This is a genomic window from Janthinobacterium sp. Ant5-2-1, from assembly GCF_001445815.1.
Lineage (GTDB): Bacteria > Pseudomonadota > Gammaproteobacteria > Burkholderiales > Burkholderiaceae_D > Janthinobacterium > Janthinobacterium lividum_E.
In genome coordinates this window covers 45,495-60,276 of record NZ_LNCE01000010.1, presented here as the reverse complement: position 1 = coordinate 60,276, position 14,782 = coordinate 45,495, and the positions used below count along the sequence as shown (strand labels likewise).

Below are 14,782 nucleotides of genomic sequence, written 5' to 3'. Positions count from 1 at the left end.
GTTGCCACACCGCCCATTGCTGCCTATACTGGCCCCAGCACTTCTGTCCTCCTTCTTGCCGACAACTCATCCTGCCTATGACCACTCGAGACCAGCCATGCGCCGTGGCGCGCTTTTTCAGCAGCAAATTTGCACACGTGTGCATATTCTTGTTTGCCAGCTTGCATGGCATGTCAGGCACGGCGGCCGAACTCAGCCCTGCCGCACAGCTGGGGAAGCGCATCTTCCACGATGCCAGCCTGTCCGCCTCGGGCAAGCAGTCGTGCGCCAGCTGCCACGACCCGGCCCACGCCTATGCACCTGGCAACAAGCTGGCCGTGCAACTGGGGGGTGTCGATGGCCAGGCGCACGGCTACCGCGCCACGCCATCGCTGCGCTACCTCGAACACACTCCGCCCTTCCGCTTTGATGAGGAAGGCGCACCCAACGGCGGCATCAACCGCGACGGCCGCGCCGCCAGCCTGGCAGAACAGGCGGAGCGGCCATTCCTGGCAGCGCACGAAATGGCCAATGCCAGCACGGATGCGGTGGTGGAACGGCTGCGCAAGGGCAGTTACGCGCAAGCATTCCAGCGCGTCTTTGGCGATGCCATCTTTGCGCAGCCACAACAGGCATTCAAGCGCATCACCTATGCCTTGCAGCAATTCCAACAGGAAGAACCGGACTTCCACCGCTACGATTCCAAATATGACCTCTACATGGCCAACAAAGTTCCGCTGGAGCTGGCCGAACTGCGGGGCCTGGCCCTGTTCAACGATGAACGCAAGGGCAATTGCGCCGCTTGCCACCCCAGCGTGCGTGGCGAACAGGGCGCGCCGCCCTTGTTTACGGACTTCAGCTTCGACAATCTGGGCGTGCCGCGCAATACGCGCATTCCCGCCACGGCCGACCCCGCCTATTTCGACCTGGGCTTGTGCGGCCCCGACCGCACGGACCTGACGACGAAAGGCGAGTTATGCGGCGCCTTCAAGGTACCCAGCCTGCGCAATGTGGCAACGCGGCAGGTGTTTTTCCACAACGGCGTATTCGACAACCTGACGGATGCCCTGCGTTTCTATGTGCGGCGCGATACCCATCCGCAAGAATGGTATCCGCGCGACAAGCGGGGAAAAGTGCAGAAATTCAATGACGTACCCGCCAGGTATCGCGCCAACGTGAACGTCAGCGAAGCGCCGTTCGACCGCAAGCGTGGCATGGCGCCCGCGCTGACGGCGGGCGAGATCGAGGATATGGTGAAATTCCTGGCTACCCTGACGGATGGCTATCAGGTCCAGCAGTAAAGAGGCGCCTGCCCGGCGTTGCCGCGGTTGACAGGCAACAGCTCAGCCGCCCGCCACCACCATGCTCTCGATGAGGATGGAACCCGTCTCTTTGGTGCCACGGCGCAAGGCGTCGGCGCCCACGGCCACGATGTTGCGCAGCATGTCCTTCATGTTGCCGGCGATGGTGATTTCTTCCACCGGGTATTGAATTACGCCATTTTCCACCCAGAAACCGGACGCGCCGCGCGAATAGTCGCCCGTCACGTAGTTCGTTCCTTGTCCCATCAGTTCCGTCACCAGCAAGCCCGTGCCAAGCTTTTTCAGCATGACAACAAAATCGTCGGTGGCGGCCGTCAGCTTCGAAGTCAGGTACAGATTGTGCGAGCCGCCCGCGTTGCCCGTCGTTTGCATGCCCAGCTTGCGGGCCGTGTAAGTCGACAGGAAATAGCCTTGCACCACGCCATCCTTGACGACGTCGCGACTGACGGTTTTCACGCCCTCTTCATCGAACGGCGCCGAACCGACGCCACCGATCACGTGCGGGTCTTCGAAGATCTGCACGTGCGAGGGCAGCACTTGCGTGCCCAGGGAATCGTTCAGGAACGTGGACTTGCGGTACAGGGCGCCGCCCGAGGTCGCTTGCACATAGGTCCCCAGCAAACCGGCCGCCAGCGGCGCCTCGAACAGCACGGGGCAAGTGCGCGTGCCCAGTTTGCGCGCATTCAGGCGCGACAGGGCGCGTTCGGCGGCGTAGCGGCCGATGGCTTCCGGGCTCGACATCTTGGCGGCGTCGCGCACGGATGAATACCAGTCGTCGCGCTGCATCTTGGCCCCCTTGCCGGCGATGGGCGCCACGGACAGGGTGTGGCGCGAAAACGGGTAGCCGCCGATGAAGCCGCGCGAATTGGCGGAAACGAAGTGCGATTGCTGCACGTGCACGCTGGCGCCCTCGCTGTTGGTGATGCGCGGGTCGACGGCGAACGCGGCCGCTTCGGCCCGCTGGGCCAGTACGACGGCTTCCTCGGTCGAAATGAGCCAGGGATAGAACAGTTGCAAGTCGCGGGGGGACATTTCCAGCATGTCGGCGTCGGCCAGGCCGGCGCAATCGTCCTCGGCCGTGAAACGGGCGATGTTGTAGGCGGCGTCCACCGTGGCGCGCAGGGCGGACGGCGAAAAGTCGGAGGTGCTGGCATTGCCGCGCTTCTTGCCGACAAACACGGTGACGCCCATGCCCTTGTCCTTGTTTTGCTCGATCGTCTCGATCTTGCCTTTTCGTACAGAAACGGACAGGCCACCGCCTTCGCTGACTTCGACGGCAGCGTCGGTACCGCCCGCTTCCCGCGCAAAAGACAACACATCACGGGCCAGTTGCTGCAATTGCTCTTGACTATGGGTAAATACGGAGTCGTTCATGCGCTGTTTTCTTCGGAAAGCCGCTAAAAAGGTTATCATAGCAGTCGTTTACAGTTTACAGGTGCGGCCTACGCGGCCAATCCCGCCTTATCATGCCAAATCCAAACCGGGGAGCTTGCGGCTTCCAATCGACCGAATTCGAACAGGAATATGAACGTCCTTCGAAGTCGGAACTCAAGCGCCAGATGACCGTCCTGCAAAAGCTGGGCGAAGAACTCGTCAATGAGGCACGTGACCGCGTCAAGCGCGTCCCGATGCCGGAAGACGTGCGCGACGCCATTCTCGAATGCCAGCAAATCAAGGACCACGAAGGCCGCCGCCGCCAGCTGCAATACGTGGGCAAGAAGATGCGCACCCTGGATGAGGAAGAAGTTGCCGCCATCCAACGCACCATCGATAGCTGGAAAGGCTTGTCGAAAGCCGACACGGCCAATATGCACGCGATGGAACGCCGCCGCGACAAGCTGTTGACGGACGACAAGGCATTGACCGTCTTGCTGTCGGAAAACCCGGAGCTGGACGTGCAGCACCTGCGCACCCTGATCCGCAATGCCCGCAAGGAGCAAGCCGAGAACAAGCCGCCAAAAGCCTACCGCGAAATCTTCCAGATCTTGAAAGAGATCGCCAAGAAGAAAAACGGCGGCAAGAAAGATGCCGACGAAGATGACGTTGAAGGCGAAGACGACGAGTAAAAAAACTGGGGTCTGACCCCAGCATTGACGAAAAACCGGGATCAACCCGGTTTTTTTACGACATAGACAGGTGCCCCATGACCACGATAGAAGACGAATTGATTATCGGCCTCGTGTCGATCTCGGACCGCGCCAGCGGCGGCGTATATGAAGACCTGGGCATCCCGGCCCTGGAAAGCTGGCTGTCCGCCGCCATCCGCACGCCTTTCCGCCTGGAAAAGCGTTTGATCCCGGACGAGCGTTCGCAAATTGAAAACACCCTGATCGACATGGTCGACCTGAGCCACTGCCATCTGATACTGACGACGGGCGGCACGGGGCCGGCGCGGCGCGACGTGACGCCGGACGCCACCTTGTCCGTCGGGACCAAGGAAATGCCCGGTTTCGGCGAACAGATGCGCCAGATCAGCCTGCAATTCGTGCCGACGGCGATCCTGTCGCGCCAGGTGGCCGTGATCCGCGAAACGCCCGAGCGCGCCGCCCTGATCATGAACTTGCCGGGCCAGCCGAAAGCCATCAAGGAAACACTGGAAGGCTTGAAAGACGCCGCTGGCGTGCAACTGGTGAACGGTATCTTTGCCGCCGTACCGTATTGCATCGACCTCATCGGTGGCCCCTACATGGAAACCGATCCGGCCATCTGCAAGGCCTTCCGTCCCAAATCGGCGCTGCGTCCGGCGCAACCCCTACCTGAGGAAAACACATGAGCAACTTGCTGGAAACCATAGAACTCGACAGCGCACCGAATCCCACCGTCTCCATCATCTGGATGCACGGCCTGGGCGCCGACGGCAACGACTTCGTGCCCCTGGTGAAAGAACTTGATTTGCGCGGCTGCCCCGCCATCCGCTTCATCTTCCCCAGCGCCGGCACCATGCCCGTCACCATCAACAACGGCTATGTGATGCGCGCCTGGTACGACATCCTCGTGAGCGACCTCGTGCGCCGCGAAGATGAAGGCGGCTTGCGCGCCTCGCAGGCGCAGATCGAAGCGCTGATCGCGCGCGAAAAGGCGCGCGGCATTCCAGCCAGCCGCATCATCCTGGCAGGTTTCTCGCAAGGCTGCGCCATGACCTTGCAAACGGGCTTGCGCCATGCGGAACCGCTGGCCGGTCTGATGTGCCTGTCCGGCTATCTGCCCCTGGCCGACAAGACGGCGGCCGAGCGCACCCCGGCAAGCCTGGAAACGCCGATCTTCATGGCGCACGGCACGGCCGACCCCGTGGTGCCGGTCGCCCGCGCACAGCAGTCGCGTGACTTGCTCACCGGCATGGGTTACAAGGTGGAGTGGCACGAGTACATGATGCAGCACTCGCTGTGCCAGGAAGAAATCGACGCCATCGGCGCGTGGCTGAAAAAAGTGCTGGCCTAAAATAAAACAGGCGCGGTGTGCGCCGCGCCTGCTGTCTTGCGAAACGCCGGGAGCTAGTTGCTCGCCGGCGTTTTTTCATTCCAGATTTTCAGCATGTCGGGCGACGCTTCCGAGCGGATGCCGTTGTCCGTCAGCACCGATTCCGTCGCCGCCAGCATGTCCTTGCGGGGCACGACGACCATTTCCGCATCGCGCTGCTGGAAGCGGAACGTCAGCAGTTCATCCGTCTGGTCGCGCAGCAAGGCCACCAGGTGCGCCAGGCTGCGCACGCGCACGCCGTTGACGGAATCGACGACCGAGAAGAAACGGGTACTGTAGCCATTCATCAGCTTGTGCGGGAAGAACGGCGCGGCGATCACCACCAACTCTTCGCGCTCGCTATCGGGCGCATCGCCGCGTCGCGTGGCCAGCGGATTGCCGGCAAACGCCATGCCGCCCAAGATTGCCGGATTGCCATTCGGCGCCGCCATGAATTCCGTGGTGGCGCGCGAAAACACCATCGGGCCGAAGATGAAATAGGATGGGTAATTGCCCTGCAGGCCGCCAATGAGCATCGGATGCGCCGCCGAGACGGGCACCTTGATTTTCAGGGACGCGCCCTGGCGCACCACCGTCAGCGGCAATTCGCCATCTTTCGCCAGCTGCTGCACCCGGTACTGGAAGCGCACACGGCTGTTGGCATTCAGCTTGACCATGCCCTGGTTGTCGATGGGAAAATCGCCAATATGCGTGATGACATCCCACTCCTTGAGCGGGTAGGCCGCATCCTTGCTGGCCGGCGTCATCACGACAGCGCCCTCGACACCCTTGGCCAGCTTCAGATAGGTGCGCAACGCGGGATTTTCCAACGTTTGCGTCACGTCGCGCATGGCCGGCTTGCCCTTGGGCGCGCCACTTTCCTGGTCGCGCAGGAACAGCTCGATTTCCTCGTTGGGGATGATGTAGCCGATGTTTTGCGCATTGAGCATGCCCGCAAAGGCCAGGCCGATCATCTTGTCGCCAGCGATCACGGGGCCGCCGCTATTGCCCGGATTGATGGCCGCATCGATCTGGATGCGCAGGCCGGAGACGGGAAAGTTGTAGCGCACGAATTCGATGCGCGAGACGATGCCCTTGGTGATCGACAGAGAAGTGCCGCCCGTCGGATAGCCATACGCCAGCACGGCATCGCGCACGTCCGGCATGACGTTGGCGCGGGGCACCGCCTTGTGGCTGGCGAAAAAACTGTCGTCATCGATTTTCAGCAAGGCCAGGTCCATGCCGCGCGAAATGGCCAGCACGGTCGCCGGTATCTTGTCGCCAGCGCCGTTGGCCTGGATCTGCACCTGGCTGGCATAGCCGACCACGTGCGCATTGGTGAGGATGCGGCGGCCTTCGATGACGACGCCGGAACCCGTCACCTCCTGCGGCGCAGCCTTGCTCCACGGCTTGTACGGATCGGGCCCGCGCAGGGTGGAAAACACCTTGACGACGGAGTTTTCCAGGGCGGAAGCGCTGGCGCTGGCGGCCGTCTCGGCGGCAAGCGCACGCACCGTCATCAAGGGGCAAAAAGAAAGGGCCAGCGCCAGGAAGGCGCGGCCCATCAGGGTGGAGCACGGACGAGTTTTCATTGAGCTTGTTGGCAATGGAAGGGAAGTAAAATTATATATTGAATAATTGCAACTTCATTACACTTTGTCCATCTTTGCCGAAGAACTCCTCTAATCAGGCAGGCAAGGGCGTCACACCCAAGGCCGGCACGGCCGTCTGCGCCCCATTCATCACCATGGCCAGGAAGGTGTAGTAGCCATTGATACCCATCAAGTCCACCACGCCGTGCTCGCCGAACAGCGCCAGCGCCCGCGCATACGTGGCGTCGCTGATCCGCTTGTTTTGCTGCAGCTCGATGCAGAAATCATGCACGGCTTGCTCATCGTCTTTCAGGGCAGGCGGCAAGCGCCGTTCAGCAATGGCGTCCACGGCCGCTTGCGCGATGCCGTTCTGCACGGCCAGCGGCGCGTGGATGGCCCACTCGACTTGCTGGTCCCACTGGCGCGCCGTCACCAGGATCGCCAGTTCCGACAGCCGCGTGCCGATGGCGCTGCGGTAGCGCAAATATTCCCCCATGCGCTGCGCCGTTTCCATCAGCTCGGGGCTGCGGATCAGCGGCACGAAAGGGCCGTACAGCGCCCCGCGCGGGCCGTCGATGATGGCTTGCGCGGCCGCGCGCTGCTGCGGGTCGAGCTGGTCCAGCGGCAACGGGGGCAAGCGGTCGAGATCGCTACCGGCCATCAGGCGGTCCAGGCGACCACGTCCTGCTGCTGCTCGCCCAGGCCGGCGATACCCAGGCGCATGCTGTCGCCTTTTTTCAGGAAACGCTGCGGCTTGCGGCCCTGGCCCACGCCCGGCGGCGTGCCTGTGGCGATGACGTCGCCCGGTTCCAGGGTCATGAATTGCGACAAATAGCTGACGATCTGCGCCACCGTGAAGATCATGGTTTGCGTATTACCCGTCTGCATGCGCTTGCCGTTCACTTCCAGGTACAGGTCCAGATCCTGCTCGTCGATGACTTCATCGCGCGTCACCAGCCACGGGCCGACAGGACCGAAGGTGTCACAGCCCTTGCCCTTGTCCCACTGGCCGCCCCGCTCCAGCTGGAACGAGCGCTCGGAAACGTCGTTGACGACGCAATAGCCAGCCACATATTTCAAGGCGTCCTCTTCGCTCACGTATTGCGCACGCGTGCCGATGATCACGCCCAGCTCCACTTCCCAATCCGTCTTCTTGGAGCCTTTTGGCAACACGACATTGTCGTCCGGGCCATTCAGGCAAGTGATGGCCTTCATGAACACGATGGGTTCGGCGGGGATAGCCATGCCGGATTCGGCCGCGTGATCCGCGTAATTGAGGCCAATGCCGATGAACTTGCCGACTTTCGCCAGCGGCACGCCGAAGCGTGGGTTGCCGCGCACGAGGGGCAGCGTCTTTTCATCGAGCTTGGCCAGCTTGCGCAAGGCCTTGTCGGACAGTTGTGCGCCGTCAATATCGGCAATCACGCCGGACAGGTCGCGCAGTTTGCCTTCTTCATCGATCAGGCCCGGTTTTTCCTTGCCTGGACGTCCATAACGAACGAGTTTCATAGTCTTCCTTGGAGTTGATCATTGCCGCTGTGCAGGCTGCCATTTTACCGGATGGCCCGGCACGCCTGTAGCGGTCAATGAAAAACATCGCAAGCCCCGGCAGTTGCAAGGCCGCCAGCACGCCGAACGCTGCCTGATAGGCCTGCGGCGGATACTGCTGCTGGCTGTTCAGGGGCCAGCAGCCGAGGATCAGGCCAAAGCCCGCCTGCACCAGGAAGGCGCCCGTGAAAATGAGCAAATTCAGGCAGGTGGCCGCCCTGCCCGTCAGGCTGGCCGGCATGCTTTGCGCGACGATTGCATACTCGAGCCCCGTCACCGTGCCCAGCAAGGTAAACAGCACGGACAGCAAAGGCAGGCTGGGCACCACATTGCACGCCATCGCCACTTGCACGGCGACAAACAGGACGATGCCGGCGCCCGCCACTTGCATCGGTTCAATCGCACGCCGCCCGGCCCATTCCGTCAGCATGCCCATGCCGATGGCGCCGAAGATGACGGCCGCCATGCCCAGGTACAACAAATACGCGACGTTGTCGTCGGACAAGCCGCCCACGTCGGCCAGCCAGCGGCCTATCCACAAGCCTTGCACGCCAAAGAACACCGTGTGCGGCAGCAGGATCAGTGCGATGGTGCGGCGAAAAGCGGGATCGCGGTACACGCTCCAGACGCTGACCTTGCTAACCTTGCTCGTGCCAGCGGCAGGCGCGGGCATGGCTGGCGACAGCAGGCGGATCAGCAGCCCGATGGCCAGCGCCGCCAGCGCCAAGCCCAGGAACACGCCGCGCCAATCCGTGTAGTGCAGAGCCAGTTTGACGGGCATGGTGGCCGTAGCCGCGCCCAGGCCGCCCACGGCGATCAGATAGCCATGCACGGAAGGCAGGCGCGATGGGGCGATGGCGCACGAGACCGCTTTCACGGCGGCCATGAAACAGCCACCCAGGCCCGCCCCCATCAAGGCGCGTGCCCACATCAGCTCGGCAAAGCTGTGGCCCCGGCTGAACAGCCACACGCCCAGGGCCGCCAGCGCCAGCAGCCACAGTTGCACCGTACGGGGGCCGTAGCGGTCGAGCGCCATGCCGATCGGTAGTTGCACCAGCGCAAAAGCGAGAAAAAAGGCGCTGGTGAGCAGGCCCAGCTGGGCTGGCGTGAGGGCGATGGAAGCCAGCAGCTCGGCCGTCAGCACGGCATTGACGCCGCGCAGCAGGCACGACAGATAATGCCCGAGCGCGAACGGCAGGAACACCAGGCAAAACACGGCCACGCCGGAGCGGGAAGAAGCGCCGGCGCCGTGCATGCTCAGGCGGCCTGTGCCAGGCGGATGATTTTATGCGGCACCTGAGGGACGGGTTCATCCGTCTCAAAGAAAAACTTGTCGTGGCCGAACGCGGGCTTCAAATCGTCCAGCCACGTCGCTTCCGCATCGAATTTCGCATAAAACGGCCGGCGCACCCAGTCCGGGTTGCGCGCCTGCAAAAATTGCAGGGCAAACAGCTTTTCACCATGGATGGTGACGATGCCGTCGATGACGACCTTGCCGGGGAAGGCGCTCATGGAAGGCCCACGCACCGTGCGCGACAGGCCGGACACCATCTGGTAAGCGGCCTGGAAAATCTCGTGCGCCTTTGCCAAAGGCAACTCGAAATAGCCGCGCGGACCCGTGTCCCGTTCGACGAACATGTAATACGGAATCGCCCCCAAGCGCGTGCCCGTCTGCCACAGCTCGGCCCAACTCGCCGGATCTTCATTGATGTGGCGGATCAGCGGCCCCTGCATGCGCAAGGTGGCGCCCGTGGAGACGATGCGTTTCACAGCTTGCTGGGCGATGTCCTGGCGCAACTCGACGGCATGGCTGTAATGGCCCATCACGGCCAGGTTCTTGCCCGCCTTGACGATGCGCTCGAACAGGCGCATCAAGTCATCCGCATCGCGGTCGGAAACAAAGCGCTGCGGCCAGTACGCCACTGCCTTGGTGCCGATGCGAATGTTCTGGATGTGTTCCAGGCCCGGCGCCAGCAGCGGCTCCAGGTAGGCGGCCAGTTGCCGCGTGTTCATGATCATCGGGTCGCCGCCCGTGATCAGCACGTCCGTCACATCCGGATGCAGTTTCAGATAGGCTGCCAGCTCATGCGACTCGCGCGCATCGAACTTCATGTCGTCCATGCCGACGAACTGGGGCCAGCGGAAACAGAAAGTGCAATACGCGTGGCAGGTCTGGCCCGCGCTGGGGAAGAACAGCACCGTTTGCGCATATTTATGCTGCAAGCCGCGCACGGGCGCATCGTTGACTCGCGGCACGTTATGCGTCATCTGGCCGGCAGGATGGGGATTCATGCCCAAGCGCAAGCCATGCACATAGGCGTCGATGGCCGCCTTGTCCTGCTTGACCAGCACCAGGTCGCGCAAGTGCGCGTACTGCTCGGGCGGCAGCATGTCGCGGTGGGGAAAGACGAGGCGGTAGATGGGATCGTCAGGGATATTGTTCCAGTCGATCAGCTGATCGAGCACATATTCATTGGTGCGAAACGGCAAGACGTGCGACACCACCTGCACGGCTTCGCGCTGCTCTTCCGGCAGCCATTCCCACTGCCGCGCCTGCTGAATGGTTTGCCGTGTGTACGGCTTGAACTTGGGTGAAAACGGCTCGGTAATGAGTGCGGACACGATCGGCTCCTTGCCTGTAAATAGCGATAACTTTCATGAAATTGGCCCCATATCGGCCAATCCCAGCCTTTTTCTCCCGCATGCGAGACCACCTCGGCATGCTGTGAAAGTCATCATAGTTCTTGCCGTGCAGAACCAAATTGCTGCATATCAACAAGCCGTCGATACGTTGCAAGCTGCCTACAAGCAACACTTTAGTTTGTTCCATCGCAATCTGAGGCGGACTTCGGCGACGTAAATTACGACTTGGTAACACATCCCTCGATATCACAAGGAGCTTTCATGAAACGCTTATTCACGGGTAGCCTGCTGTGCTTGGCATTTGCCGGCGGCAGCGTCAGCGCCGCGGTCGAACCAACGGAAAAGGACGCCATCGCCATGGCCGAACGGGGCGCTGCCTTCATGAAGGCGCATGGCAAGGAAGAAATGATGAAGAAAATCACGGCGAAAGACCCCGACTTCGTGCAGGGTTCGCTGTATGTCGACATGCGCGACATCAAGACGGGCATCGTGCTGGCCCACCCCATCAATCCTTCCATCGTGGGCAAGGATCTGACGGACGTACCCGATGCGAATGGCAAGAAATATCGCCGTGAAATCATCGAACTGGCGCAAAAGCAAGGCAAGGGCTGGGTCGACTACCAGTATAAGAATCCCACCAGCGGCAAGATCGAGCCGAAGACCACCTACATCCTGCGCGTCAACGATGTGGTGTTGGAAGCGGGCATCTACAAAAAATAAGACAGGGGCGGCGCGCACGCACACCACGCGCCGCCTGCGGTTGGAACAGCCATAGCCAGGAGTCAAGTATGCTCAATCAATTACGCATCGGACCAAAATTATTGCTGGCGCCCACCCTGGTCTTGCTGCTGCTGATACTCAGCTCGAGCGGCGCCTGGTATGGCATGGTGCGGCAAAATGCCTCGCTGGAAAACATGGTGCGGGTACGCATCACGCATTTGAAGGCGGCTGCCGACGTACTAGGCGAGGCCAGGCAGGTGCACGGCAATATGTACCAATTGCTGTCGTGGACGAATGGCAGCTTCGCCAAGGCCCGCCTCGATACGCTGGAGCAACAGATCAAGGCGCGCCATGCGACCATCGGCACTCAGCTGGCCACGCTGCGTACCACGGCCACGGGCGCCGAGCGCACCCTCGTCGATGCGGCCATCACGGCCCTGGCCGGCTATCGCAAGGCCGTGCTGGAAACCATGGAAATGGCGCAGATGGACCAGTCGATCGCCACCAATTCCATGCTCAAGGCGGAAACCCAATTCGTCCAGTTCAATACGCAGCTGACGCAGCTGTCTGCCCTGGAAACAACCCTCAGCAACGAAGCCCATGCGACGGCCAGCGCCGAGTTTCGCAGCCTCGGCTGGAGCTTGCTGCTGACGGTGCTGCTATCGATTCTCGTTTCCATCGTCGTGACCATGCTGGTACGCCGCGCCATGCTGGCGGAGATCCGCGGCATCGCCGACGCCGTGCAAGACCTGGCGGCGGGCAAGCTGACAGCCGGCGCGCCCAAGCAGGGCAATGACGAAATCGCCGCCACCTCGCGCGTGCTGGACCAGACCATCGCCCACCTGAACCAGACCTTGCGCACCATCATGGACGCCGTGCAATCGATCGACACGGCCTCGCGGGAAATTGCCACCGGTAATCTGGATTTGTCGGCGCGCACGGAAATGCAGGCCAGTTCGCTGGAAGAAACGTCGAGCGCCATGGAAGCGCTGACGCAAGCCGTCAATGACAATGCCGACAACGCCCAGCTGGCTTGCGAGCTGGCGGGGCAAGCCTCCACCCTGGCCGTGCAAGGGGGCATGTCGATGCAGCAGGCGGTAACGACGATGGCGACGATACGCGCCAATTCGCGCCAGATCGTGGATATTATCGGCGTGATCGATGGCATTTCTTTCCAGACCAATATCCTTGCGCTGAATGCGGCGGTGGAAGCGGCGCGCGCGGGCGAGCAAGGCCGCGGCTTTGCCGTCGTGGCGTCCGAAGTGCGCACCCTGGCGCAGCGTTCGGCCCAGGCCGCCAGGGAAATCAAGACCTTGATCGCCACCTCGGTCACGACCATCGATGGCGGCAGCGTGGCTGTGCAGAAAGCGGGCGACAGCATGGGCGCCATCGTGGCCTCGGTGCAGCAAGTCAATGAAATCATCCAGCGCGTGAAAGAGGCCAGCGCGGAGCAGGCGTCGGGTATCACGGAAGTAAATCAGGCCGTCACGCAAATGGATGACGTCACCCAGCAAAATGCGGCCCTGGTGGAGCAGGCAGCGGCGGCGGCTGCCAGTTTGCAGGACCAGGCCGTCAAATTGTCGGCGGCCGTGGCCGTGTTTACCCTCGGCCCGCTGGCGCCCGCGCAGCCCGCATCGCCTGACGAGGAAGCGTTCCGGCATCCGGCCAGTGCGCAGCAGGAGCGGCGCGCACTGCACAGCCCGCTGCGCGGCATGCCCGGCTTGCACGGCGCAAACACGGCGCCACAGCGCCGGCGCAGCTAGGCAGTTGGCATGCGCATCGGCTTGCTCAGGTAGCGCGAACCAGCCAGCACGAAGCGCCACGGCGTGTCCATCGCCTTGGAAATACCGATGCGCGGGCCTGCGTGCACCATCACCTCTTCCTCGCGCGCCAGCAGCATGAATGGCGGCGCATCGAGCGCCAGCCGGTTATGCATATGCGTGACACCGAGCGCCTGGCACACCTTGCCCGGCCCCGAGCACAGCAGCCGCGCATCTTCGACGCCGCGCCGTTCGCGCATGGCATCGAGTCCCACGAGCGGCTCGATCGCGCGGATCAGCACGCCCGCGCCATGGCCCGCTTCGCGGCACACAAAGTTCAGGCACCAGTGGATGCCGTACGAACGGTAGACATAGGCGTGCGCGGGCGGACCGAACATGGCCGCATTGCGCGACGTCATGCCGCCATACGTGTGCGAGGCAGGGTCGAGCCGGTCATACGCTTCCGTTTCCACGATGCGCCCGCCCACGCCGTCGACCAGCACGGTCACGCCGATCAGCTGGCGCGCCACGCTGCTGGAATCGTCCGCAAAATCGATACCCGCGAGGATTTTTTTCATCCGGCAATTGTACCGCCGTGCATCCCGCCGCACACCTTGCCCGGCCTTGAAAACAAATAAAACTTGCTCTTTTCATCATGAACATCTTCATGGGCAGCGTCGTAAAATGAGGAAAATCGGGGCTGGAGCAGGCCAAAACAGGGATTTTTGCGACAATATATTGCAGAGATGAACTATTGCCATGCATAAACAGCGATAATCGTCGGGCACTGCGCCAGACGCTCATGAGGCGGGCAGCGGCAGCGCGCACAGAATAAGCACCGGGCACAAAAATGATGATGAAAGCGTGATGATGAGAGCGGCAGCGCAAAAGCAGGTAGTGCAGGAAGATCCGGTTGACGCCTTGATGCGTTCCATCCGTATCCCGCCGCGTCCCAGCCTGCTGGTCGACTTGCAGCGCGAACTGGCGGAACAGGACCCGTCGCCGCGCCGCATCGCGCGCATCATCGCCGACGATGTCGGCATGTCCGGCGCTTTGCTGAAACTGGCCAACTCGCCGTTCTATGGCGCCGCGCGCAAGGCCAAGTCCGTTGAGCAAGGTATCAACTTTCTTGGCATCAACCAGTGCAGCGCCATGATGACGGGCTTGCTGGCACGCCAGGCGCTGGAAGCGGAAGGAGTGGAACTGACGAACTTCTGGGATGTATCGGCCAAGCGCGCACGCGCCTTGGTATTTACCTCGCGCAAGCTGCGCATCGCCCCGCCCGACATCGCCCACACCTTCGGCCTGTTCTGCGATATCGGCGTGCCCCTGCTGATGAACCGTTTTCCCGACTACGTCAACACGTATGCGGCGGCGGCCAACGATGCGCAGAATTGCTTTACGACACTGGAGGACGCGCGCCACCAGACCAACCACGCGGCCATCGGCTGCTTGCTGGCGCGCAACTGGGGCCTGTCCTCCGATGTCTCCTGGGCAATTTTGCACCACCACGACTACACGGTGCTGGCGGACCCGTCCACGGACGACGCCATCCGCTCGCTCGTCGCCCTGTCCTTGCTGGCCGAAAAGGGCATTCAGCGCTACCATGGCAACAGTACTTCGCTCGAGTGGGACAAGGGCGGCGAACTTGCCTGCCAGCATCTCGGCCTGTCGCAGGAAGAAGCCGCCGACCTGCTCGACGAATTGCACGAGATGTTCGATACCGACCATTGAGGTACGGGGCGGCTGCGTCCCCCTGTAT

The 14,782-nt window shown here is 62.1% G+C and carries 14 protein-coding genes; 7 read left to right on the top strand and 7 right to left on the bottom strand.

Going from position 1 to position 14,782, the window contains the following annotated elements:
* The first annotated feature begins 137 nt into the window (after window positions 1-137).
* Entirely contained in the window at window positions 138-1,280 is a 1,143-nt protein-coding gene (locus tag ASN89_RS03005) for a cytochrome-c peroxidase (RefSeq protein ID WP_235501833.1), read from the top strand.
* A 42-nt stretch (window positions 1,281-1,322) separates the two neighbouring features.
* Here the strand turns inward: ASN89_RS03005 and pmbA are convergent, their stop codons facing one another.
* Window positions 1,323-2,675, bottom strand: coding sequence for a metalloprotease PmbA (gene pmbA / locus ASN89_RS03000; protein WP_046684318.1), 1,353 nt, complete (start codon window positions 2,673-2,675; stop codon window positions 1,323-1,325).
* 92 nt (window positions 2,676-2,767) lie between these two features.
* On the opposite strand from pmbA, the gene yjgA reads away from it, so the two are divergent.
* From yjgA to ASN89_RS02985, 3 genes are all read left to right on the top strand, one after another.
* Window positions 2,768-3,367, top strand: a complete 600-nt coding sequence (gene yjgA / locus ASN89_RS02995; RefSeq protein ID WP_034746337.1) for a ribosome biogenesis factor YjgA — start codon at window positions 2,768-2,770, stop codon at window positions 3,365-3,367.
* Window positions 3,368-3,444: 77 nt separating this feature from the next.
* A complete protein-coding gene (gene mog, locus ASN89_RS02990) occupies window positions 3,445-4,074 on the top strand; it encodes a molybdopterin adenylyltransferase (RefSeq protein ID WP_058048219.1) in 630 nt (209 codons plus the stop codon).
* Entirely contained in the window at window positions 4,071-4,739 is a 669-nt protein-coding gene (locus ASN89_RS02985) for an alpha/beta hydrolase (RefSeq protein ID WP_058048218.1), read from the top strand. Before mog ends, ASN89_RS02985 begins: the two co-directional genes overlap by 4 nt.
* 53 nt (window positions 4,740-4,792) lie before the next feature.
* Here the strand turns inward: ASN89_RS02985 and ASN89_RS02980 are convergent, their stop codons facing one another.
* The 5 genes from ASN89_RS02980 to ASN89_RS02960 form a co-directional block, all read right to left on the bottom strand.
* Window positions 4,793-6,349 carry a S1C family serine protease gene (locus ASN89_RS02980; protein WP_235501832.1) on the bottom strand — a complete coding sequence of 519 codons (1,557 nt, stop codon included), beginning with the start codon at window positions 6,347-6,349 and terminating at the stop codon, window positions 4,793-4,795.
* Window positions 6,350-6,443: 94 nt separating this feature from the next.
* Window positions 6,444-7,010 carry a carboxymuconolactone decarboxylase family protein gene (locus tag ASN89_RS02975; RefSeq protein WP_058048216.1) on the bottom strand — a complete coding sequence of 189 codons (567 nt, stop codon included), beginning with the start codon at window positions 7,008-7,010 and terminating at the stop codon, window positions 6,444-6,446.
* Window positions 7,010-7,858, bottom strand: coding sequence for a fumarylacetoacetate hydrolase family protein (locus tag ASN89_RS02970; RefSeq protein WP_058048215.1), 849 nt, complete (start codon window positions 7,856-7,858; stop codon window positions 7,010-7,012). Before ASN89_RS02970 ends, ASN89_RS02975 begins: the two co-directional genes overlap by 1 nt.
* A complete protein-coding gene (locus ASN89_RS02965; RefSeq protein ID WP_058048214.1) occupies window positions 7,803-9,152 on the bottom strand; it encodes an MFS transporter in 1,350 nt (449 codons plus the stop codon). Before ASN89_RS02965 ends, ASN89_RS02970 begins: the two co-directional genes overlap by 56 nt.
* Window positions 9,153-9,154: 2 nt before the next feature.
* Complete coding sequence (locus ASN89_RS02960; protein ID WP_058048213.1) at window positions 9,155-10,519, bottom strand: KamA family radical SAM protein; 1,365 nt, start codon at window positions 10,517-10,519, stop codon at window positions 9,155-9,157.
* Window positions 10,520-10,801: 282 nt separating this feature from the next.
* On the opposite strand from ASN89_RS02960, the gene ASN89_RS02955 reads away from it, so the two are divergent.
* Both ASN89_RS02955 and ASN89_RS02950 read left to right on the top strand, forming a co-directional pair.
* Window positions 10,802-11,260, top strand: a complete 459-nt coding sequence (locus ASN89_RS02955; protein WP_034780434.1) for a cache domain-containing protein — start codon at window positions 10,802-10,804, stop codon at window positions 11,258-11,260.
* Window positions 11,261-11,328: 68 nt separating this feature from the next.
* Window positions 11,329-13,023: a methyl-accepting chemotaxis protein gene (locus tag ASN89_RS02950; protein ID WP_058048212.1), complete on the top strand. Its 1,695-nt coding sequence runs from the start codon at window positions 11,329-11,331 to the stop codon at window positions 13,021-13,023.
* On the opposite strand, the gene ASN89_RS02945 is transcribed toward ASN89_RS02950, so the two are convergent.
* Window positions 13,020-13,598, bottom strand: a complete 579-nt coding sequence (locus ASN89_RS02945) for a DNA-3-methyladenine glycosylase (protein WP_058048211.1) — start codon at window positions 13,596-13,598, stop codon at window positions 13,020-13,022. The genes ASN89_RS02950 and ASN89_RS02945 overlap by 4 nt on opposite strands.
* A 289-nt stretch (window positions 13,599-13,887) precedes the next feature.
* On the opposite strand from ASN89_RS02945, the gene ASN89_RS02940 reads away from it, so the two are divergent.
* Window positions 13,888-14,754, top strand: coding sequence for an HDOD domain-containing protein (locus ASN89_RS02940; protein WP_058048210.1), 867 nt, complete (start codon window positions 13,888-13,890; stop codon window positions 14,752-14,754).
* The last annotated feature ends 28 nt before the right edge of the window (window positions 14,755-14,782 follow it).